At 61.7% G+C, this 20,875-nt stretch carries 15 protein-coding genes and 1 tRNA gene; 6 read left to right on the forward strand and 10 right to left on the reverse strand.

Annotation, left to right across the window (positions count from 1 at the left end; translation table 11 throughout):
- Positions 1-27 precede the first annotated feature (27 nt).
- Together KY496_RS14610 and KY496_RS14615 are read left to right on the forward strand one after the other, a co-directional pair.
- Positions 28-3,150 carry a site-specific DNA-methyltransferase gene (locus KY496_RS14610; protein ID WP_219861265.1) on the forward strand — a complete coding sequence of 1,041 codons (3,123 nt, stop codon included), beginning with the start codon at positions 28-30 and terminating at the stop codon, positions 3,148-3,150.
- Positions 3,150-6,545 (forward strand): DEAD/DEAH box helicase family protein, encoded by a 3,396-nt coding sequence (locus tag KY496_RS14615; RefSeq protein WP_219861267.1) that lies wholly within the window; start codon positions 3,150-3,152, stop codon positions 6,543-6,545. The genes KY496_RS14610 and KY496_RS14615 overlap by 1 nt, the downstream gene beginning before the upstream one ends.
- 226 nt (positions 6,546-6,771) lie before the next feature.
- Here the strand turns inward: KY496_RS14615 and KY496_RS14620 are convergent.
- The 7 genes from KY496_RS14620 to ybiB all read right to left on the reverse strand — a co-directional run bounded on the left by KY496_RS14620 (position 6,772) and on the right by ybiB (position 14,595).
- Positions 6,772-6,850, reverse strand: a tRNA-Ile gene (locus KY496_RS14620).
- A gap of 116 nt (positions 6,851-6,966) precedes the next feature.
- Complete coding sequence (gene rpoD, locus KY496_RS14625) at positions 6,967-9,201, reverse strand: RNA polymerase sigma factor RpoD (protein WP_040775841.1); 2,235 nt, start codon at positions 9,199-9,201, stop codon at positions 6,967-6,969.
- A 256-nt stretch (positions 9,202-9,457) separates the two neighbouring features.
- Complete coding sequence (gene dnaG, locus KY496_RS14630) at positions 9,458-11,254, reverse strand: DNA primase (protein WP_219861269.1); 1,797 nt, start codon at positions 11,252-11,254, stop codon at positions 9,458-9,460.
- A gap of 114 nt (positions 11,255-11,368) precedes the next feature.
- On the reverse strand, positions 11,369-11,818 hold the full coding sequence (locus KY496_RS14635; RefSeq protein ID WP_005665412.1) for a GatB/YqeY domain-containing protein: 450 nt from the start codon (positions 11,816-11,818) through the stop codon (positions 11,369-11,371).
- A gap of 173 nt (positions 11,819-11,991) precedes the next feature.
- On the reverse strand, positions 11,992-12,204 hold the full coding sequence (rpsU, locus tag KY496_RS14640) for a 30S ribosomal protein S21 (protein ID WP_005665410.1): 213 nt from the start codon (positions 12,202-12,204) through the stop codon (positions 11,992-11,994).
- Positions 12,205-12,312: 108 nt separating this feature from the next.
- Complete coding sequence (locus tag KY496_RS14645) at positions 12,313-13,530, reverse strand: NAD(P)/FAD-dependent oxidoreductase (protein WP_219861271.1); 1,218 nt, start codon at positions 13,528-13,530, stop codon at positions 12,313-12,315.
- Between the two features lie 78 nt (positions 13,531-13,608).
- Positions 13,609-14,595 (reverse strand): DNA-binding protein YbiB, encoded by a 987-nt coding sequence (ybiB, locus tag KY496_RS14650; protein WP_040775214.1) that lies wholly within the window; start codon positions 14,593-14,595, stop codon positions 13,609-13,611.
- 138 nt (positions 14,596-14,733) lie between these two features.
- Here ybiB and KY496_RS14655 point away from each other — a divergent pair, with 138 nt between their 5' ends.
- The 3 genes from KY496_RS14655 to KY496_RS14665 all read left to right on the forward strand — a co-directional run bounded on the left by KY496_RS14655 (position 14,734) and on the right by KY496_RS14665 (position 17,861).
- The gene (locus tag KY496_RS14655; protein ID WP_005665404.1) at positions 14,734-15,795 is read left to right on the forward strand and encodes a 3-deoxy-7-phosphoheptulonate synthase; all 1,062 of its coding nucleotides are present in this window, start codon (positions 14,734-14,736) and stop codon (positions 15,793-15,795) included.
- Positions 15,796-15,853: 58 nt separating this feature from the next.
- Positions 15,854-16,894: a tRNA (adenosine(37)-N6)-threonylcarbamoyltransferase complex transferase subunit TsaD gene (gene tsaD, locus KY496_RS14660; RefSeq protein WP_184237019.1), complete on the forward strand. Its 1,041-nt coding sequence runs from the start codon at positions 15,854-15,856 to the stop codon at positions 16,892-16,894.
- Positions 16,895-17,015: 121 nt separating this feature from the next.
- Entirely contained in the window at positions 17,016-17,861 is an 846-nt protein-coding gene (locus KY496_RS14665; protein WP_184237016.1) for an endonuclease/exonuclease/phosphatase family protein, read from the forward strand.
- A gap of 45 nt (positions 17,862-17,906) precedes the next feature.
- Here the strand turns inward: KY496_RS14665 and KY496_RS14670 are convergent, their stop codons facing one another.
- The 3 genes from KY496_RS14670 to ybaK form a co-directional block, all read right to left on the reverse strand.
- Entirely contained in the window at positions 17,907-18,569 is a 663-nt protein-coding gene (locus tag KY496_RS14670; RefSeq protein WP_040775211.1) for a DsbA family oxidoreductase, read from the reverse strand.
- A gap of 99 nt (positions 18,570-18,668) precedes the next feature.
- Positions 18,669-19,292 carry a glycerol-3-phosphate 1-O-acyltransferase PlsY gene (plsY, locus tag KY496_RS14675; protein ID WP_005665398.1) on the reverse strand — a complete coding sequence of 208 codons (624 nt, stop codon included), beginning with the start codon at positions 19,290-19,292 and terminating at the stop codon, positions 18,669-18,671.
- A gap of 81 nt (positions 19,293-19,373) precedes the next feature.
- Entirely contained in the window at positions 19,374-19,865 is a 492-nt protein-coding gene (gene ybaK / locus KY496_RS14680; protein ID WP_005665396.1) for a Cys-tRNA(Pro) deacylase, read from the reverse strand.
- Positions 19,866-19,903: 38 nt separating this feature from the next.
- On the opposite strand from ybaK, the gene KY496_RS14685 reads away from it, so the two are divergent.
- On the forward strand, positions 19,904-20,863 hold the full coding sequence (locus KY496_RS14685) for an endonuclease/exonuclease/phosphatase family protein (protein ID WP_184237013.1): 960 nt from the start codon (positions 19,904-19,906) through the stop codon (positions 20,861-20,863).
- The last annotated feature ends 12 nt before the right edge of the window (positions 20,864-20,875 follow it).

Below are 20,875 nucleotides of genomic sequence, written 5' to 3' on the forward strand. Positions count from 1 at the left end.
TCAAAAAGCCCAAGATAAGTGCAACCGATGACCAACAAACAAAACCCAAAGTTCCAAGAGCTTGTCGCCAAATTGCGCGAGATCTTCCAGATAGACCGTCCGGAACTAGACTTCGGCATCTACCGCATCCTCAACGCCCGTGCGAGCGAGATCAACGATTACCTGCAAAACCGGCTCGCCGAGAAGGTGCAGGCAGCCCTCTCTGCAGGCAGCGCCGCCAGCGGACAGCAATTGCAGGCAGAACTGCAGGATGCCGAGAAGAACGCCCAGGCCCTGGGCGTCAGCCCCGACTCCGTACCCGAGGTGCAGGAACTGCGAGTCAAGCTGAAGAATGCCAGCGCAGGTAGCAGCGAACACGAAAACGCTGTGTTCTCGCACCTGCTGGCCTTCTTCTCTCGCTACTACGAGCAAGGCGACTTCATCAGTCAGCGCCGCTACAAGGGCGACACGTACGCCATCCCCTACGCCGGCGAAGAGGTGATGCTGCATTGGGCCAACAAGGATCAGTACTACACCAAGAGCGGCGAAAACTTCAGTAACTACAGCTTCAGGCTCGATGACGGTCGCACCGTGCATTTGCGCCTGGCCGCTGCCGACACCGCCAAGGACAACCGCAAGGATAACGACAAGGAGCGCCGCTTCGCCCTCGTGGCGGCCAAGACCATCACTCGTGTGGATGAAAACGGCGACGAATACGAAGAAGAGCTGGTGCCGGTGGAGGAAGTAACGGGCATCGACGGCAGCAAGGAGCTGATCATCCGCTTCGAGTACGCCGCCCATCCCAAAGGCACCAAGCAGGAGGCGCTGGTCACCAGGGCGGTGGGGGCCGTGCTGACGGACGCCGCCGTCAAAGCCCGCTGGCTGGCCCTGGGCAACCGCGCACCTACCGAAAAGAACCCGCAGCGCACCCTGCTGGAAAAGCACCTGTCCGCCTACACCACCAAGAACACGGCAGACTACTTCATCCACAAGGATCTGGGCGGTTTCCTCCGGCGCGAGCTGGATTTTTACATCAAGAACGAAGTCATGCACCTGGACGATGTGCAGAACGCAGGCGCGTTCGCCGACATCGAAAAAAATCTGCGCATGATCCAGTGCCTGCGCAGCATTGCGCTGGAGCTGATCGCCTTCCTGGCCCAGTTGGAGGACTTCCAAAAGAAGCTGTGGCTGAAAAAGAAGTTTGTGGTGTCCAGCCACTACTGCATCACGCTGGATCGGGTACCGGAAGCGCTGTGGCCGGAGGTGGTGGCGAACGGGCAGCAGTGGGCGCAGTGGAAACAGCTGGGCGTTTGGAATGGTGATGCGCCAGGGACGATGGGCGACTTGAAGGTGTCTCCGTATCGGATTGTGGATACCAGCTTGTTCAGCGCCGATTTTCGCAATCGTTTTCTGGCTTCAATCGAGGACCTCGACTCCGTTGCAAATGGACTTGTTGTTAAAAGCGATAACTTCCAGGGTCTGCGGTTTTTGGCTGAAAAACACAAATCATCCGCGAAGTGTGTTTACATCGACCCCCCTTACAACACGGGTAACGACTCGTTCCTCTATCGTGACCAGTACCGGCACTCTTCCTGGTTGGCTCTTCTGAACCAGACCTTACAAGCCACCATGCCGTTGCTGGCTGGCGGAGCCAGCTTCTTTGCGAGCTGCGACGACAACGAGTCGTCCAGGATGAAGACGCTTTTGGACAATCAGTTTGGGGAAGGCAACCTTGAGTCCCAGATGATCGTGCAGTCCAATAAGCGCGGGCAAACATACAAGTCCGTGGCAAAGACCCACGAGTATCTGTTTGCGTACGACAGTGATGCGGAAACAATATTGAATGGCTTGCCGCGCGATGTCGAAGATGCGGAAAAGGACGAGCATGGCCCGTATGAGCTTTGGGAACTGAGAAACCGGAATCCAAAATTTGGCCGGTTCAATCGACCGAATTTGTTCTTCCCTCTCTACGCATCCGAAAGTCAACTAAGCGGAAGTGGATTCTCCTGTGTCTCCACGCAGAAGACCGCAGAGTATTCCGAGGAAATATACCCACGAAACAGCGAGGGCGCCGATTCGTGCTGGCGCTGGGGGATTCCCACGGTGCGAAAAGAATCAGGAGAAGAGTCAGGCAAGCTTACGGACAAAAATCTGGTCGCTAGAAAAACGCGGAACGGCGAGTGGCGTGTGTTCGAGAAGGCGAGGATGTCAGTGAAGGCCCCGAAGTCCATCCTGTTTGATGTAGATGTCATCAACGAAAAAGGGACTGTGGAACTCGGCTCGCTCGGCTTCTCCGACTTTAGTTTTCCCAAGCCCTTGGGATTGATGAAAACGGTTGTCCGCCTTGGCACGAAGGAAAACGAGCTGATCCTGGACTATTTCGGAGGTACAGGAACCACGGCCCACGGCGTGCTCGCCATGAACCGGGAGGACGGTGGGGCAAGGCGTTATGTGCTGGTCGAGCAAGGGGACTATTTTGACAGCATCCTCGTTCCCAGGATCAAAAAGGTCGTGTTTTCGGATGCATGGGCAGATGGGAAGCCATTTGCGCAAGAAACCGGCATCTCCCACTGTTTCAAAGTCCTCAAGCTCGAAAGCTACGAAGACACACTGAACAACCTGCAACTACGCCGCACGGCCGCGCAAGGTGATCTGCTGCACACGCTGCCGCAGCAGGCCAGAGACGACTACCTACTTAACTACCTGCTGGACGTGGAAAGTCGTGGCTCGCTGCTGTCTGTGGAGGATTTCAGGAAGCCCTTCGACTACACCCTCAACGTGGCCCTGGATTCCGCAGGCGCGTTCGCGCCGCGCAAGATTGATCTGGTCGACACCTTCAACTACCTGATCGGCCTGCGCGTGAAGCACATCGACGCCCAGCCCCAGCGCGGCTTTGTTACCGTCACCGGCACGCTGCCGAGCGGTGGAAGCTGCCTAGTGCTGTGGCGCGACTGTGATGTGCTGGATTACGAAGGCGTCAGCAAGCTCTGCGACAAGCTTGCCATCAACCCGGCGGACAACGAGTTCGACGTGGTCTATATCAACGGCGACCACAACATCCCCACCGAGCTAACACAGACGGCCGAGGAAGGCGGAGCCACCCGTGCACTCAAGCTGCGCCAGATCGAGCCAGAGTTTCTAGATCGCATGTTCTCGGTGGAGGACATCTAATGGCACGACCACGTAAGACCCCTGCCGCTGGTTCAGGCACAAGCGGCGCAGCCCGCTCCAGTCGCGGCGGCAAGAAGCGCAGCTTTCATCAGGAATTGGTGCTCAACCGCTGGGTGCTGGGTTTCTTTCAGGGCGGCACGCTGGCGGCACTGAAGATGCGCTTGGGCGATGACCGCTTCGAGGGCATTGACGAGGACGGACAAACTAGGTTCTTCCATGAGCTGACTCGAGGCTTGTTCGATCCCAACAAGGTGCCCGAAGCTGACCTGCGGCGCTACGACCTGAACATTGTCGCCCACTGGCAGGCCATCACCGTCCAGCGCAACAAGTTGGAAGGCCACGAATTGCAGATGAAGTACTTCCAGTATCTCTCGCTGTTGTTTACCGAACTGTATCTGGACTGGTACTTCAACCACCGTCAGGACTTGCTCGATGGCCTGAACGAGGAATTAACGCGCTACCGCACCGAGACGGGCGCGGAACCGTTCCGCGATTTCGAGGCGGACGACCTGAACAAGATCGCCTTCTGGAACGCCACCGGCAGCGGCAAGACCCTGCTCCTGCACGTTAACATTCGCCAGTACCTGCACTACTTTCAGGCGGGCCGCAGTGACCACTACCCGAGCAAGATCATCCTGCTCACGCCCAACGAAGGATTGAGCCGCCAGCATCTGGAGGAGCTGCACCTGTCCGGCTTTGGATTCTCGCAGCTCTTCAACAAGGCCCAGTCACCTGCGCGAGGCACCATCGAAGTCATCGACATCAACAAACTGGGTGATGAGATGGGCGACAAGACTGTTGCCGTGGATGCCTTCGAGGGTAACAACCTGGTGCTGGTGGACGAAGGCCACCGGGGTACGGGCACGGCGGCGGGCGCGTGGATGGCGCGGCGCGATGCGCTGGTGCGAGGCGGTTTTGCGTTCGAGTACTCGGCCACCTTCGGGCAGGCGGTGGCCAAGGGCATGACCGTGGCGGCGGCCGAAGAAGACATCCAGAAAAAGCGCGCCAAAATGCTGTTCAACACCACCAGCCTGCGTAGTCTGGATGATGGGCAAATGGCGCAGTTGGCGCTATCGGCAGAGGACAAGCGCCGCGCGCGCCTCACCGCTACCCGGGAGATCTACGCCAAGTGCATCCTGTTCGATTACTCGTACAAGTTCTTCTATGAGGACGGCTACGGCAAGGAGTCGCTGATCCTCAACATGAATGGCGAGGCCTACGAGCAGGCGGACAACGCCCGTAAGTATTTCACCGCCTGCCTGCTCGCCTACTACCAGCAGCTTTGGCTGTGGAGCACGCACCGCTCGGCGCTCACCGACTTCAACATCGAAAAGCCGCTGTGGGTGTTCGTAGGCAACACCGTGTCAGGCGAGGAGTCGGACATTCTGGAAGTGGTGAGCTTCCTCGCCGACTTCCTGAACAACGACGCGCAGATCAAGAGCTGGCTGGCCGATCTGATTGCCGACAAAGCGCAGATCCTCGACGCCAAGGGCAACAACATCTTCAGTGGGCGCTTCACTCCTTTGATGGACTTCAGCGGTCGCGTGGATGAGCTGTACGCCGACATCCTGCTGCGCGTGTTCAATGCTTCGGCCCGCCAGCGCCTGAAACTGGTCAACATCAAAAGCAGCAAGGGTGAGCTGGCGTTGCGCGTAGGCGATGCCGATCCCTTCGGCCTCATCAACATCGGCGACGATGCTGGCCTCTTCGGGATGGCGGAGGATGTGGAAGCCTTCGATAGCGAACGCGACGACTTCGGCAGCGCGCTGTTCGGCACGCTGAACAACAAGGATAGCCGCCTCAACGTGCTGATCGGCTCGCGGAAATTCACGGAAGGCTGGAGCAGTTGGCGGGTGTCCACGATGGGTCTGTTGAACATGGGCCAGGGTGAAGGTTCGCAGATTATCCAGTTGTTCGGACGCGGGGTGCGCCTCAAAGGCAAGGGCTTCTCGCTCAAGCGCACCTCGTTGCAGGACCGACCCAAGGGCGTGCATCTCGACAAGCTGGAGGCGCTGAACATCTTCGGCGTGCGCGCCAACTATATGGCAGCGTTCAAGAACTACCTGCGCGAAGAAGGCATTACGCCCAGTGACGAGATGCTGCAGCTGGACTTCCCGACACGGACCAATCTGCCCAAAGGCAAGCTCAAGACCCTGGCGTTGAAGGACGGCTACAAGGACAACCAGAAACTCGGGTTCAAGCGCACGCATTTCCCGTGGCTGTACGAAATTCCCATGCAGTTTCAGGGCAAGATCAAGCCACCCCATGTGGTGCTCGATCTGTACCCGCGTGTCGAGGCACTGTCCAGCAAGGACAAGGCCACGACTCCCACGACGGAAGCACGCAACAAGGGCAAGCTGAACCAGACCCTGTTCTCGGGGTTCAATTGGGATCGCGTCTACCTGGCCTTACAGGATTACAAGCTGCAGCGCAGCTGGAGCAACCTGCGCCTGGATAGGCAGAAGCTGGTCGACTTCTGCGCGGGTGCGCAGGATTGGTACACGCTGTTCATCCCGGCGACAGAACTAAAGGTGACGACGTTCGCCGACATCCGCAAGCAGGAAGACATCCTGCTGCGACTGCTGACGGACTACACCGACCGCTTCTATAAAGCTCTGAAGACCGGCTATGAAGGGCAGTTCTACGACATCACCCACATCGACGACGATCACGGATCGATGCTCAAGCTGTACCGGTTCGAGATCGAGAACAGCGACGACGGTCTGGAGTATCAGGCGAAGCTGGAAATGCTGAAAAAGCTGGTAGCGGACGGCAAGATTGGCGAGGCCAGCAAATGGAACGCGCCGCACATGGTTGCCATCAGCTTCGACCGGCACTTGTATTACCCGCTGTTGGCATTGGAAGACAAGGATGCTGTGCCGCTGAAGCTGCGTCCGCTAGCGTTTGACGCGCCGAGCGAATTGGAGTTTGTCCGCGATCTGGAGGCCTTCTATAACTCCGGCGAAGGCAAGGAAGCGATTGGCCCGCGCAGTCTGTATCTATTACGCAACGCGGATCGAGAGGAGAAAGGCTTGGGCTTCGCTTTGGCAGGCAACTTCTATCCCGATTTCCTGCTGTGGCTAGTGGACGATGTCAGCGGCAAGCAATGGCTGACCTTTGTCGATCCGAAGGGACTGCGCAATCTCGACTTGTCACACCCTAAGCTGGGGTTGTACAAGGAAGTGAAGACGCTGGAAACGACGCTGGCATCGCAGGCTAAGGCAGGCGACTCGCCGTTGGTCTTGAATGCCTTCGTCCTGTCGCCCACGAAGTTTGCGGAACTGCTCAACGTGGGCGACCCTGCGAAGAAGGCTGATCTGGAAAGCCGCCACATCCTCTTTATGGAAGAGGGGGGAAAGACTTACTTAAAGAAACTGTTCGCGGCGTTGACGTGACAGGCTGTAACGCTTGATGCCCGATGCGATAGACGCATTCGGCATATCAACTGAATGCTCCCATTTGTTAATTTCAGCAAATGGGAGCCTTTCTCAACACCTCGCGACACTGAATCTAACGAGCCAACATGAATCGGCCTTAGTTGAAACACCTACACAGCGCCTACATGCAGACAAACATCGGAATGAATCAAGGGCTCACATTACCGTAAGCCCTTGATTTTATTGGTAGGCCTCCCGTGAGTCGAACACGGCACCAACGGATTATGAGTCCGCTGCTCTAACCAAGCATGAGCTAGAGGCCCAGAAACTGGTACGGTGGAAAGTGAACTCGCCACCTGCTCACCGGCTGGACACCAGATGAGCGAAGTGGCGAGAGCATATTGCCTTTACTGCCAGTACGTCAAGCCTTCACGACCAATCAGCTGCTGCCCTCGAGGAAGCTCTTCAGCTTGTCCGAGCGCGATGGGTGACGCAGCTTGCGCAGCGCCTTCGCTTCGATCTGGCGAATCCGCTCGCGGGTCACGTCGAACTGCTTGCCCACTTCTTCCAGCGTGTGGTCGGTCGACATCTCGATGCCGAAGCGCATGCGCAGCACCTTGGCTTCGCGTGGCGTCAGCGAGTCGAGCACGTCCTTCACCACGCCGCGCATCGAGGCATGCAGGGCCGCATCCGACGGCGCCAGGGTGTTGTTGTCCTCGATAAAATCGCCCAGATGCGAATCGTCGTCGTCACCGATCGGCGTTTCCATGGAGATTGGCTCTTTCGCAATCTTCATGATCTTGCGAATCTTATCTTCCGGCATTTCCATCTTGATCGCGAGGGTCGCCGGATCCGGTTCGGCGCCGGTCTCTTGCAGGATCTGGCGCGAGATCCGGTTCATCTTGTTGATCGTTTCGATCATGTGCACCGGAATACGGATCGTGCGCGCCTGGTCCGCGATCGAGCGGGTGATCGCCTGGCGAATCCACCACGTCGCATAGGTCGAGAATTTATAGCCGCGACGGTATTCGAACTTGTCCACCGCCTTCATCAGGCCGATATTGCCTTCCTGGATCAGGTCGAGGAATTGCAGGCCGCGGTTGGTGTACTTCTTGGCGATCGAAATCACCAGACGCAAGTTCGCCTCGGTCATTTCGCGCTTGGCCTTGCGGGCCTTCATTTCACCAGCCGCCATTTGACGGTTGATGTTGCGCAGGTCTGGCAATGGCAGCACGACGCGCGCCTGCAGGTCGATCAGGCGTTGCTGCAGTTCCTTGATCGTCGGGATATTACGGCCCAGGATGGCGCTATAGGCGTGGCCGGCGTCCACTTCGCCGTCGACCCATTCCAGGTTCGTCTCGTTGCCCGGGAAGACCTTGATGAAGTGGGCGCGCGGCATGCCGCAGCGGTTCACCGCGACGTCGAGGATCTGCTTCTCGATGTGGCGCACTTCGTCGACCTGGCCGCGCAAGGTGTCGCACAGCTTCTCGACCACCTTGGCCGTGAAGCGGATGCCCAGCAGCTCGTTGGAGATCGCTTCTTGCGCCTTGACGTAGGCTTTCGAGTTGTAGCCGTCCTTCTCGAAGGCCTTGCGCATCTTGTCGAATTGCTGGCCGATCTCGTCGAACTTGCCGAGGGCGGCGGCTTTCAGGGCCTCGAGCTGCTCGGCCGAGTAGCCCGCGGCGGCGCCGGTGCCGGTCGAGGCTTCTTCTTCCTCTTCCTCTTCTTCGGCGTCCTCTTCGTCTTCTTCATCCTCATCGGAATCGGTCGAGGTCGGGGCGACCGCGCTCGGCGAGGTTTCTTCGCCTTCTTCGGGGTCGACCATGCCGTCGACGATTTCGTCGATCTTGATTTCGTCGCGCTCGATCTTGTTGGCGGCGTCGATGATCTCGGCAATGGTCACCGGGCAGGCGGAGATCGCCTGGATCATGTCCTTCAGGCCGTCCTCGATGCGTTTCGCGATCTCGATCTCGCCTTCGCGCGTGAGCAGCTCGACCGAGCCCATCTCGCGCATATACATGCGGACCGGGTCGGTGGTGCGGCCGAAGTCGGAGTCGACCGTCGACAGCGCGGCCTCGGCGGCAGCCTCGGCCTCGTCGTCGCTCGTGACGTTAGGAACGTTATCGGACAGCAGCAGCGTCTCGGCATCGGGCGCGTGCTCGTACACGGCGATGCCCATGTCGTTGAAGGTGCCGATGATGCCTTCGATCGCTTCCGGATCGACGATATTCTCGGGCAGGTGGTCGTTGATCTCGGAATACGTGAGGAAGCCGCGCTCCTTGCCCGACTTGATCAGGGCCTTGAGCTTGTTGCGGCGCAGCTCGAGCTCTTCCTCGCTGGCTTCGGTATCGGACGAGAACGCGTCTTTCAGCAGCGCTTTTTCTTTGGCCTTGCGGTCCTTGGCCTTGGCCTTGTCCGCCGCCTTCAGCTCGGCGCGCTCGACCGCGTTCAGTGCGGCGATCTCGTCGTTTTCGGGGGTGAATTCCTTCGGCTTGCGGCCACGCCGTCCCGGCACCTTGACGGAAGGCAGGACGTAGCCCGACGTGTCGATCGCGGCCAGGGTAGCCGCATCGGTCGTCTGACTGACAGGCGCTGGGTTCGCCGTACGAACCTCGGCCTTGTCTTGCGAATTGTCCGCCTTGGCGGCAGACGCTCTCGTGGTTTTCGCAGCCACGTTGGTTTCGGGTTTCTTGGTTGGCACAGGCGCTTTCGATGTCACAACGACTAACTTTACGATGGTTAAAAATAAAGTTTTGTTACCTTACATCATCCTGCAGGCACAAATCCATGGGCCTCGCTAACTGAAACACCACGCGTCCGATTGAACCGAAAATCGTTTCAACAGTTGCAATAGTTAGCGTTTTATTATAGCACGCACCCCACCTTTTTCCAGTTGCGAGCGCCTGGGCGTCCAGGGCGGAGCCAGGTGATCATCGGGGTGCCATCTCGGCAGCAGCCTCGCGGGCCAGAAGGTCCTGCTGAGCAACAATCTCGCGGTAGCGAGCACTCACCTGATCTGGGGTCAATCCAGAAGAAAACAACTGGTTAAGCTCCTGTTTTAACGAATCCATCTTGATCTGTCGCACAGAACTTAACAGAACAATGCGGTCTCCATCGACCTCATTTTCCGGCTCCGCCGCGATTTCTGCGATCATCGCGTCGTATTCATTCGTCACTTCCCTGAGCTGCTGGGACAGGGCCGCGAAGGTGCCGTGTTCGCCCAGGGCCTGCGCGGTCTCGACCAGGTGGCGCAGGCGATCGGAACTTTCTTCTCCAAAATAATCGAAGGCCTGCAGCGCCTGCTCGTCGAGCAGCAGGGCCAGGTGCGGGTGCGCGACCAGGATGCGCAGCATCTTGAGCTCGAGTCCCACCGGCTCCGGCCGCCCCTGGCGCGGCGGCGCGCGGCGCGCGGTCGCCACCGGCTTGGACAACTCGAACAGGCTTTCGATCTCCGCCGGCGTCGATTGGGTCATGCTGGCCAGGCCGCGCACGATCTGCAGGCGCAGGCTCGACGGCGTCATCGCCTGGAGCAGCGGCTTGGCCTCGAACTGGGCGTGGGCGCGTCCTTCCGGCGTGTCGAGGTCATGTTCCTGCGTCACTTCGCGCAGCAGGAATTGCGACAACGGCATCGCGTCGGCAATTTCTTGCTCGAAGGCTTCGGCCCCGCGCTCACGCACGAAGCTGTCCGGATCGTGCTCCCGTGGCAAGAACAGGAACTTGATCGTCTTGTCATCGCTCACCTGCGGCAGGCAGGCCTCGAGGGCGCGGCGCGCGGCGCGGCGGCCGGCCTTGTCGCCGTCGAAGCTGAAGATCACGTCGTCGGTCTGGCGCAGCAGTTTTTGCACGTGGGTCGTGGTGCAGGCGGTGCCGAGGGTGGCGACCGCTTGCGGAAAGCCCAACTGGGCCAGCGCAACGACGTCCATATAGCCTTCGGTCACCAGCACGTAGCCGGCGTCGCGGATCGCCTGGCGCGCCTCGAACAGGCCGTACAGTTCCAGGCCTTTCTGGAACAGCGGCGTTTCGGGCGAGTTCAGGTATTTCGGTTCGCCGCCGTCGAGCACCCGGCCGCCGAAGCCGATCACCTGGCCCTTGGTATTGCGGATCGGGAACATCACGCGCTCGCGGAAGCGGTCGTAGCGGCGCTGGTGATTGCCCTGCTCGTCGACCTTGTCGATCACCAGACCGGATTCGACCAGCACGTGGGCGTCGTAGTCGGGGAAGATCGCGCGCAGGCTGTCCCAGCCGGACGGCGCGTAGCCCATGCCGAAGCGAGCGGCCACTTCGCCCGTCAGCCCCCGGTTCTTGAGATAGGCGATGGCATTTGGCGCATCCCGCAACTGGGCGCGGTAAAAATTGCAGGCCTGGGTCAGCGCATCGGTCATGGCCAGCGTCTGCGCCTGCTGGGCGGCGCGCTGGGCCGGCGGGATACGGTCGTCGGCGTCGGGCACGATCATGCCGACGTTCTGGGCCAGGTCCTTGACGGCGTCGACGAAGCCCATGCCGGAATACTCGATCAGGAAGCCGATCGCGGTGCCATGGGCGCCGCAGCCGAAGCAGTGATAGAACTGCTTGGTCGGGCTGACCGTGAAGCTGGGGGATTTTTCGTTATGGAATGGGCACAGGCCCATGAAGTTGGCCCCGCCCTTTTTCAGCTGGACGTAGCGGCCGACGATGTCGACGATGTCGACACGGTTGAGCAAATCGGTAATGAAAGTTTGCGGAATCACTTGGCGTTACACAGTGTTTGTCTAGAGTCAGACTATACCGCAGCGCTTGCTGCAAGTTGATATGCAACAAGATGATGTCCCCGCACGGTAGCGCGCGGGAACAGCATGTGGCAATCAAGCGCCGGCGAGGGCCTTCTTGACCAGGCCTGATACGACGGTCATGTCGGCACGGCCCGCCAGCTTCGGCTTGAGCACGCCCATCAGCTTGCCCATGTCTTGCGGACCGCTGGCGCCAGTGGCGGCCACGGCGGCGGCGACTTCGGCGGCGATTTCTTCGTCAGACAGGCCGGCAGGCATATAGGTCGACAGGATGGCCATCTCGGCCTTCTCGACGTCGGCCAGGTCGGCGCGGCCGCCGGCTTCGAACTGGGTGATCGAATCCTTGCGCTGCTTGATCATCTTTTCGATCACGGCCAGCACCTGGGTGTCGTCCAGCTGGGTCTGCTCGTCGAGTTCCTTGCGCTTGACTTCGGCGATGATCAGGCGCACGGCGGCCAGGCGGCCGCTTTCCTTGGCGCGCATCGCGGCTTTCATATCTTCGGTCAGTTGTTCTTTCAAGCTCATGGAATCTCCGTATTCGGTGGTGTGACTGGATGTGCGACGCCACTGACGAGACCGGCTATGGCGTGGCACAAACGACAAAACCCGCTGCGGCGAAACCGAAGCGGGTTTGCGGACATCAGCGACTCGCCGGGACAGACATGGCCGTCACCGGGTCTTGGCCGGCTGAGCTGTAATTAGTACAGTTTCTTCGGCAGTTGCTGGCTGCGGATGCGCTTGTAGTGGCGCTTCACGGCAGCTGCCAGCTTGCGCTTGCGCTCTGCGGTTGGCTTTTCGTAGAACTCGCGCGCGCGCAGTTCCGTCAGCAGACCAGTTTTTTCGATGGTGCGTTTGAAGCGACGCATTGCGACTTCGAACGGCTCGTTTTCTTTAAGGCGGATAGTGGTCATGTAAAAATCAAACCGTTGGATTTAGATAAGAACGAAATTCTAGCACCGTTTTTCGATCAATGGAAGCGTTTATCACGCCGTCAACTGCGGTGTGCCGCAATTGACACATCAGCCATTGGCAATGGCCAAGCCTGCCGCGACGCCCGATGCCCAGGCCCACTGGAAGTTGTAGCCGCCCAGCCAGCCGGTGACGTCGACCGTTTCGCCGATGAAGTACAAACCCGGCACCTTATTGGCCATCATGGTTTGCTGCGACAATTCCCGGGTATCGACGCCGCCCAGGGTCACCTCGGCCTTGCGATACCCTTCCGAGCCGGTCGGCACGATGGACCAGCGATTGATCGCGTCACCCAGCTTGCGCAATTTCGCGTCGGCCATGTCGGGCAAGCGCGCGGCTGGGTCGAAGCCATTGGCTGTCAGCAAGCCGTCGGCCAGGCGCGCCGGCAGCCATTGGGCCAGCACATTGCCCAGCTGCTTTTTCTCGGTCTTCTTCAGGCCGATCAGGGTCTCCGCCACGTCCATCTCGGGCAGCAGGTCGAGCACGATCGGCGTGCCCGGCTGCCAGTAGCTGGAAATCTGCAGGATCGCCGGGCCGGACAGGCCGCGGTGCGTGAACAGCAAATCTTCGCGAAAATGGCCGCGCAGCGAGCCCTTCCCTTTCGCGCTGCCTGTGCTCACCTCGACCTCGAGCGCGATGCCGGCCAGCGGCACGAAGGGCTCCCAGCTGGGACCGTCGAAGGTCAGCGGCACCAGGCCGGGACGGGTTTCCACCAGTTTCAGGTCGAACTGTTTTGCGATGCGGTAGCCCAGGTCGGTCGCGCCGATCTTCGGGATCGACAGGCCGCCGGTGGCCACCACCACGCTATCGACCAGCAGTTCGCCGCCGTCGGTGTCGATGGAAAAACCGCTCTCCAGTTTTTGCACGCCGGCCACCTTGCATGGCATGCGCCATTCGACGCCGCCCAGTTCGCACTCGGCGCGCAGCATGGCGATGATCTGCTCGGCCGAATCGTTGCAGAACAATTGACCTTTGTGCTTTTCGTGGTGGGCGATGCGGTATTTCTTCACCAGCGCCAGGAAGTCCTGGGCCGTGTAGCGCGACAGCGCGCTCTTGCAGAAGTGCGGATTCTGCGACAGGTAGTTTTGCGGGCCGGCATTGATATTGGTGAAATTGCAGCGACCGCCGCCCGAGATGCGGATTTTCTCGGCGAGTTTGACGGCATGGTCGATCAGCACCACGCGCTTGCCGTTCTGGGCCGCCACGGCCGCGCACATCATCCCGGCCGCGCCCGCGCCGATCACCGCCACATCGTATTGTTTTGCCATGCCTGCTGCTTCCTGCCTTGCGTCGAACCCGCCATTGTAATGCCAGCGGCGGGTCCCGGTCAGCACTCACGTAAGCAACTAAGCCAGCGGCTGGCTGCGCGCGCGGATCTTGCGCGACACTTCCACGCAATACGCCACCTGGGTCGCGATCGAGGCCGGCACCGGCACCTCGCCGCGCAGCGCGGCGCCGATCCAGGCCGCGGTGGTGGCCGCGTCACGGCCATCGGGCACCTCGGACAATGCGTCGGTCGGCGCATCGCGCTCGACCAGCAGCGCGCGCTGGCCGGCATGGAACCAGTCGATGCGCTGGGCGCGATGCGGATGGGCCACGGTCTCGCCCTCGGTGCCGCGCATCAGGAAGGCGTCGCCCTGGCTTTCACTGTCCACGCCCTCGAAGAAGCCGCCCAGGGTTTCCAGGTATTCGGGATGGGTGTACGACACCAGGCGCAGCGCCGGGCCGTCGAAGGGCTGCAGGATCTTGACCAGGGTGTGGGTCGAGTTGCGCACGCCCAGCACCCGCCGCAGCGACAGCATCTGGGCCAGCCGCGGGGCCAGGTGCTCGATCGGCATGAAGGCCGGACGCAGGTGGGCGAACTCGTTCTGCACCTCGGCGGCGGTGGTTGCTTCAAGCAGCCCCAATTCACGCAGGATCTCGGCGGTGGCCACGCGCCCCGGGTCGGTGCGCACGCCGTGCACCAGGGTCGGCACGCCCTCGCGCGCCAGCAGCAGGGCCAGCAGCGGCGTCAGGTTGGCCAGCTTGCGCGCGCCGTTATAGGTCGGGATCAGGACCGGGGCGAACTCGCCGCGCGGCGTGGGCAGCGGCGCGAACGAGGCTGCGGCGGCGTCCATGAAGCCGGCCAGCTCGTCCACGGACTCGCCCTTGATGCGCATGGCGAGCAGGATGGCGCCCAGTTCCAGGTCCGAGACCCGGCCTTCCAGCATGGCGGCGTAGAGCGCGCGCGCATCCTCGCGCGTCATGCTGCGCGCGCCTTTGACGCCGCGGCCGATTTCCTTGATGAAGGGGGCCGCGACAAAGCGTTCGATGTCATTCGTGTCGGTAGTCATGGCAAAAGGATACACGGGAACGGGACTGGCCTGCAGCACAGGGCGGCACCGGGGCATGGATTTTGCGATATCGCTTATGCACGTGCAGCAATTTCCGTCTACACTGGTCGATCCACCTGAAGAATTTTAGATAGCACCATGACCAGCACGCCACAAATCGAAAATACCAACGTCAGCTCGTTCACCCGGATGCCCACGCCGGTCGAACTGCATGCGGCCCTGCCGCTGAGCGAGCGCGCCTATGCGACCGTCATGGGAGGCCGCGAGACGCTGCGCAATATCCTCGACCGCAAGGACAAGCGCCTGTTCGTCGTGGTCGGCCCCTGCTCGATCCACGACCCCGAAGCCGGCCTCGACTATGCGCGCCGCCTGAAAGCGCTGCAGGACGAAGTCAGCGACACCATGGTGCTGGTGATGCGCGTGTATTTCGAGAAGCCGCGCACCACCACCGGCTGGAAGGGCTATATCAACGATCCGTTCATGGACGACTCGTTCCGCGTCGACGTCGGCATGGAACGCGCGCGCCGCTTCCTGCTCGACGTGTGCGAGCTGGGCTTGCCGACCGCGACCGAGGCGCTGGACCCGATTTCTCCGCAATACCTGGGCGACCTGATCGCCTGGACCGCGATCGGCGCGCGCACCACCGAATCGCAGACCCACCGCGAGATGTCGTCCGGCCTGTCCACGCCGGTGGGCTTCAAGAACGGCACCGACGGCGACGTCAGCATCGCGATCAATGCGGTGCTGTCCTCGGCCAATCCGCACGCCTTCCTGGGCATCAATGGTCAAGGCTCGGTATCGGTCGTGCGCACCAGCGGCAATGCCTACGGCCACGTCGTGCTGCGCGGCGGCGGCGGGCGGCCGAACTACGATTCGGTGTCGGTGGCGATTGCCGAGCAGGCACTGACCAAGGCCAAGTTGCCGGCCAACCTGGTGGTCGACTGCTCGCATGCGAACAGCTACAAGAAGCCGGAACTGCAGCCGCTCGTCATGTCCGACGTGATCCAGCAGATTCGCCATGGCAATCAATCGCTGGTGGGCGTGATGATCGAGTCGAATATCGTCAGCGGCAACCAGGCGATTCCCGCCGACCTGTCGCAGCTGACCTATGGCTGCTCGGTGACCGATGGTTGCATCGGCTGGGAAGAGACCGAGGCCATGTTGCGACAGGCGCACAAGGAGTTATTGCAGCGTCCGTGAATTCGAACGAACCGTACGGTAAAATCGACGGTTCTGCCTAATTCACACTGCTCCTCCCATGATCGTTCTCGGCGTCGAATCCTCCTGCGATGAAACCGGCTTTGCTCTGTATGACACCGAGCGCGGCCTGCTGTCCCACGCCCTGCACTCGCAGGTCGCCATGCACGAGGAGTATGGCGGCGTGGTACCGGAACTCGCTTCGCGCGACCATATCCGGCGCGCCATTCCGCTATTGGACGAAGTCCTGAAGCGCGCCGACCTGCCGGCATCGAACATCGACGCCATCGCCTATACGCAAGGCCCGGGCCTGGCCGGCGCGCTGCTGGTCGGCTCCTCGGTCGCCTGCAGCCTGGCGCTGGCGCTCGATAAACCCGTGCTCGGCGTGCACCACCTCGAAGGCCACCTGCTGTCGCCGCTGCTGGCGTCGGAGCGCCCGGAATTTCCCTTCCTCGCGCTGCTGGTTTCGGGCGGGCATACCCAGCTGATGCGGGTCGACGGCGTCGGCAGCTATACGCTGCTGGGCGAGACCCTGGACGACGCGGCCGGCGAAGCCTTCGACAAATCGGCCAAGCTGCTGGGCCTGGGCTACCCGGGCGGGCCGGCAATTTCGCGCCTGGCGGAGTTCGGCGATCCGACCGCCTATACCCTGCCGCGCCCCATGCTCCACAGCAAGGATTTCAACTTCAGCTTCTCGGGCCTGAAGACCGCCGTGCTCACCGTGGTCAAGAACCACGAAGAAAAAGTCGTCGCCAATATCTGCGAGCAGGACAAAGCGAACATCGCGCGCGGCTTCGTCGATGCGATCGTCGACGTGCTCACCGCGAAATGCGTGAATGCGATGAAGCATACGGGCTTGACGCGCCTCGTGATCGCGGGTGGCGTCGGCGCCAACAAGCAATTGCGCGAATCGCTCAACGCGGCCGCCGCCAGGCGCAAGTTCAAGGTGTATTACCCGGAGCTGGAATTCTGCACCGATAACGGCGCCATGATCGCCTTTGCCGGCGCCATGCGCCTCGAGCGCAACCCGGCGCTGGCCCAGCGCGATTACGCCTTCACGGTGCGCCCGCGCTGGCCGCTGGACGAGCTGGAAGCTGCATGAATAGCAAGGGAATCGCTCGAATTCGCCATTGAACTTGCCAGCCTGACATCGATCCTACCGTGTGACCGTTGCTCGCCAAACGGTGGCAATATCCGTCGATCAAGATTTACGGAGGTGAACGATGCGCGTAGTAAGCTGGAATATTCGTTGGGGTTGTGGCAAGGACGGTCGAATTCGCATCCATGCGATCATCGACGTGCTGCGCCGGCTGAACCCCGATGTGATCTGCCTGCAGGAGGTGGCGGCCAACCACCCCGAGCTCGAGGGCAGCGCCAGCGCCAACCAGTTCAAGCAGCTCAGCGGCGCATTCGGCGGCTACCACGCGATGGAGCACGCCCCGAGTGAAATCTACAAGAACAACGTTCCGCGCCTGTTCGGCAACCTGATCCTCTCCAAATACCGTATCTCGCAGGTGCACCGCCACCTGTTGCCCTGGCCGGCCGATCCGGAGCACCCGGCCGGCATGCCGCGCGGCCTGCTCGAAACCGTGGTCGATGCGCCGACTGGCAAGCTGCGCCTGCTGACCACCCATCTCGAGTACTATTCGCCGCCGCAGCGCATGGCGCAAGTGGCGCGCATCCGCGAGCTGCATGCCGAGGCCTGCGCCCGCTCGCGTTTGTTCCAGCCCGATCCGAATCTCGATGCGCCGTTCCAGCTGGGCTTCCGGCCCGGCTCGGCGATTCTTTGCGGCGACTTCAATTTCGCGCCGGATGCGCCGGATTACCAGGCGCTCCTGGGCGCGCCGGAACCCGGCGCGCTGCCGCTGGTGGACGCCTGGCGCGCGGTGCACGGCGACATGGCGCGCGCACCGACCACCGGGCTGCACGGTTTCCCGTGGCCCGAGCGGCCCGAGTGCTATGACTATTTCTTCGTCACCGACGACCTTGCGGCGCGGCTGACGGCGATCGACGTGCAGTCGGAGACGGCGGCGTCGGATCATCAGCCGGTGGTACTGGAACTCACTTGATCGACACCGTTGGGTTGGCGGCTTGCCGCCAACCCAACGCCTGAATCACGCCGTGGTTTCCGGCTCCAACCCCGGAATCTCGCGCAGCGCCCGCTCGAACACTTCCGGCGGCTGGCCGCCGGAAATCAAGTGGCGCTGGTTGATGATGATCGCCGGCACCGACTTGACGCCGGCGCGCTGGAAGAATTGTTCGCGCGTGCGCACGTCTTCCGCATATTCATTGGAGCCCAGGATGATGGCTGCCCGCTCACGGTCCAGGCCGACGCTTTCGGCCGTGCGCAGCAGCACCTCATGGTTGCTCGGGTCTTCGCAGCGGGTGAAATAGGCTTCCAGCAGCGCGGTCTTGAGCTGGCGTTGCATGCCCTCGTCCTCGGCCCAGGCCAGCAGGCGGTGGGCGTCGAAGGTGTTGTAGATGCGGCCGCGCCGCTCCATGTCGAAGGTAAAACCGACGGCGGCGCCGCGTGCGCGGATCGTCTCGCGGGTGGCGGCTTGCTGCTCGGCCGTGGCGCCATATTTCTGCGTCACGTGCTCGACGATGTCCTGGCCATCCGGGCCCATGTCGGGGTTCAGCTCGAAGGGCTGGAAATGCAGGTCGACGCGCACTTCGTCGCCGACCTTCAACAGGGCCTGTTCCAGCGATTTCAGGCCGATCGCGCACCAGGGGCACGAGACGTCCGACACAAAATCGATCCTGAGTTGCTTGCTCACGGGGTACCACCTTTCTGTCCGGCGCGGCGCGGGTGCGCCGCTGTTCAAGACGAATGGTAACGCCTGCAAGAAAATCCGGCGCGCGGCGGCCCGTTTCGCTTACTTGGCTTTCTTGGCCCCGGCCGACTTGCTGCCGATCTTCGATTCCTTGCCGGCGATCAGGTTGCCGATATTGCTGCTGTGACGCCACAGCAGCAGCGCGCTCATCACGAACACGGCGAACAGGATTGCATCGACGCCGAACAGCAGGCCATAGTAGAACGGCGCGAAGATCGCGGCGACCAGGGCCGCCAGCGAGGAATAGCGGAAGGCGTAGGCGACGATCAGCCAGGTCGCCAGGGTCGCCAGGCCGAGCCATGGATTGATGCCGAGCAGGACGCCCAGCGCGGTGGCCACGCCCTTGCCGCCCACGAAGCGGAAGAACACGGGCCACAGGTGGCCGATGAAGACGGCGATCGCGACCAGGGCGATGCCGGTGTCATCCAGGCCGACATCGGGGCCGAACCGCATCGCCAGCCAGACCGCCAGCCAGCCCTTGGCGGCGTCGCCGACCAGGGTGGCGATCGCGGCCTTCTTGCTGCCGCTGCGCAGCACATTGGTGGCGCCGGGATTCTTGGAGCCATAGGTGCGCGGGTCGGACAGGCCAAAGACGCGGCTCATCACGACCGCGAAGGAAATCGAGCCGAGCAAATAGGCGGCAATGGTGGCAATCAGGGTGTTCATCTACTCTCTCAGTGGGTTCCGGCCGATGTCATTACCGGAAATCGGTCGTGAATATACACCATCGGCCGCTGGTGGGAAAAGCTACTCGGCCAGGGCGCACTGCACGGGACGCGCCTTCAGCACGTCGACCAGCACCTTCGGGTCGATGCCGACCAGGTAGCCGCGGCGTCCACCATTGATGTAGATCTTGTCCAGCGCCAGGATGCTTTCCTCGACGTAGACCGGCATCGCCTTGCGGATGCCGAAGGGCGAGGTGCCGCCGACCAGATACCCTGAGTGGCGCTGGGCGACGTCCGGCTTGCACGGCTCGACCGATTTGCAGGGAATGGCGCGCGCCAGGTTCTTGGTCGACACCTTGCAGTCGCCATGCATCAGCACGATGAGCGGCTTGGCGGCCTCGTCCTGCATCACCAGGGTCTTGACCACGTCGTGTTCGGGCACGCCGAGCGCGCTCGAGGACACCGCCGTGCCGCCATGCTCTTCGTACTCATAAGGATGCTCGGAAAATGCGACGGCATGCTTGCGCAGGAATTGGGTGGCGGGTGTCTCTGAGACGTGCTCTTTCTTGGCCATGCGTGTTACGCTAAAGACGAACAATAGGGGTTTCTATTATGCAGGAAGAACTTCGGTTTGCCACCTTCAACACTTTCAACCTGGCCCCGCCCGGCGCCCGCCTGTACGACAATCTCGCGCCCACCACGGCCGCCGAGTACGAGGCCAAGCTCGACTGGACCGCGCACCAGCTCGACCTGATCAATGCCGACGTGATCGGCTTCCAGGAGATCTTTTCGCAGAGCGTGCTGAAGGAAGTGCTGCGGCGCAGCCGGCGCTATCGCGACGCCCACCACATCGGCTTCGACCCCGACCCGGCCGCCCCGCGCCTGACCCCGAGCGTGGCCCTGGTCTCGCGCCTGCCGCTGGCCGAGCCCGGATCGCAGCTGCCGATGTTCCCGGCTAACGTCACGATGCCGCCCGGCAGCCGCGACCCGGACCGCTTCACCCGCGCGCCGCTGCATGCGGGCGTGATCGCGGCGTCGGGGGTGGTGATCGACGTGATCGTGGTCCATCTCAAGTCGCGCCGGCCCGACTACCGTTCGAGCGACAGCGGCGCCGACCCGCACCTGTATGCGCTGGCCTGCCTGCGCTCGCTGATCCGGCGCGGCACCGAGGCCACCGCGCTGCGCGTGCTCTTGACCGACATGGCCCACGCCAACCGGCGCCCGCGCATCGTGCTGGGCGACTTCAACGACGTGGCCGATTCGGTGACCACCGAGATCGTGCTGGGCGAAGGCACGCCGGTCGGCGAGCGCATGTTCGACGCCAGCCAGGTGCAGCGCCGGCTCGACCACCAGCGCCACGTCGGCTTCTCGATCCTGCACGACACGCGCCATTCGACCATCGACCACATCCTGGTGTCGCCCGAATTCAACCCGGCGCTGCCGGGCGCGATCGGGGAAGTGGTGGACGTGGTGTACCTGAACGATCACCTGAATCTGGCGCTGCCCGAGGCGTCGGATCATGGGCAGGTGCTGGCCAGGATACGGTTGTTCGGGCAACGTGATTTGACGTGAACGTCCAACAAC

The sequence above is a fragment of the Massilia sp. NP310 genome, from assembly GCF_019443485.1.
GTDB classification, from domain to species: domain Bacteria; phylum Pseudomonadota; class Gammaproteobacteria; order Burkholderiales; family Burkholderiaceae_D; genus Telluria; species Telluria timonae.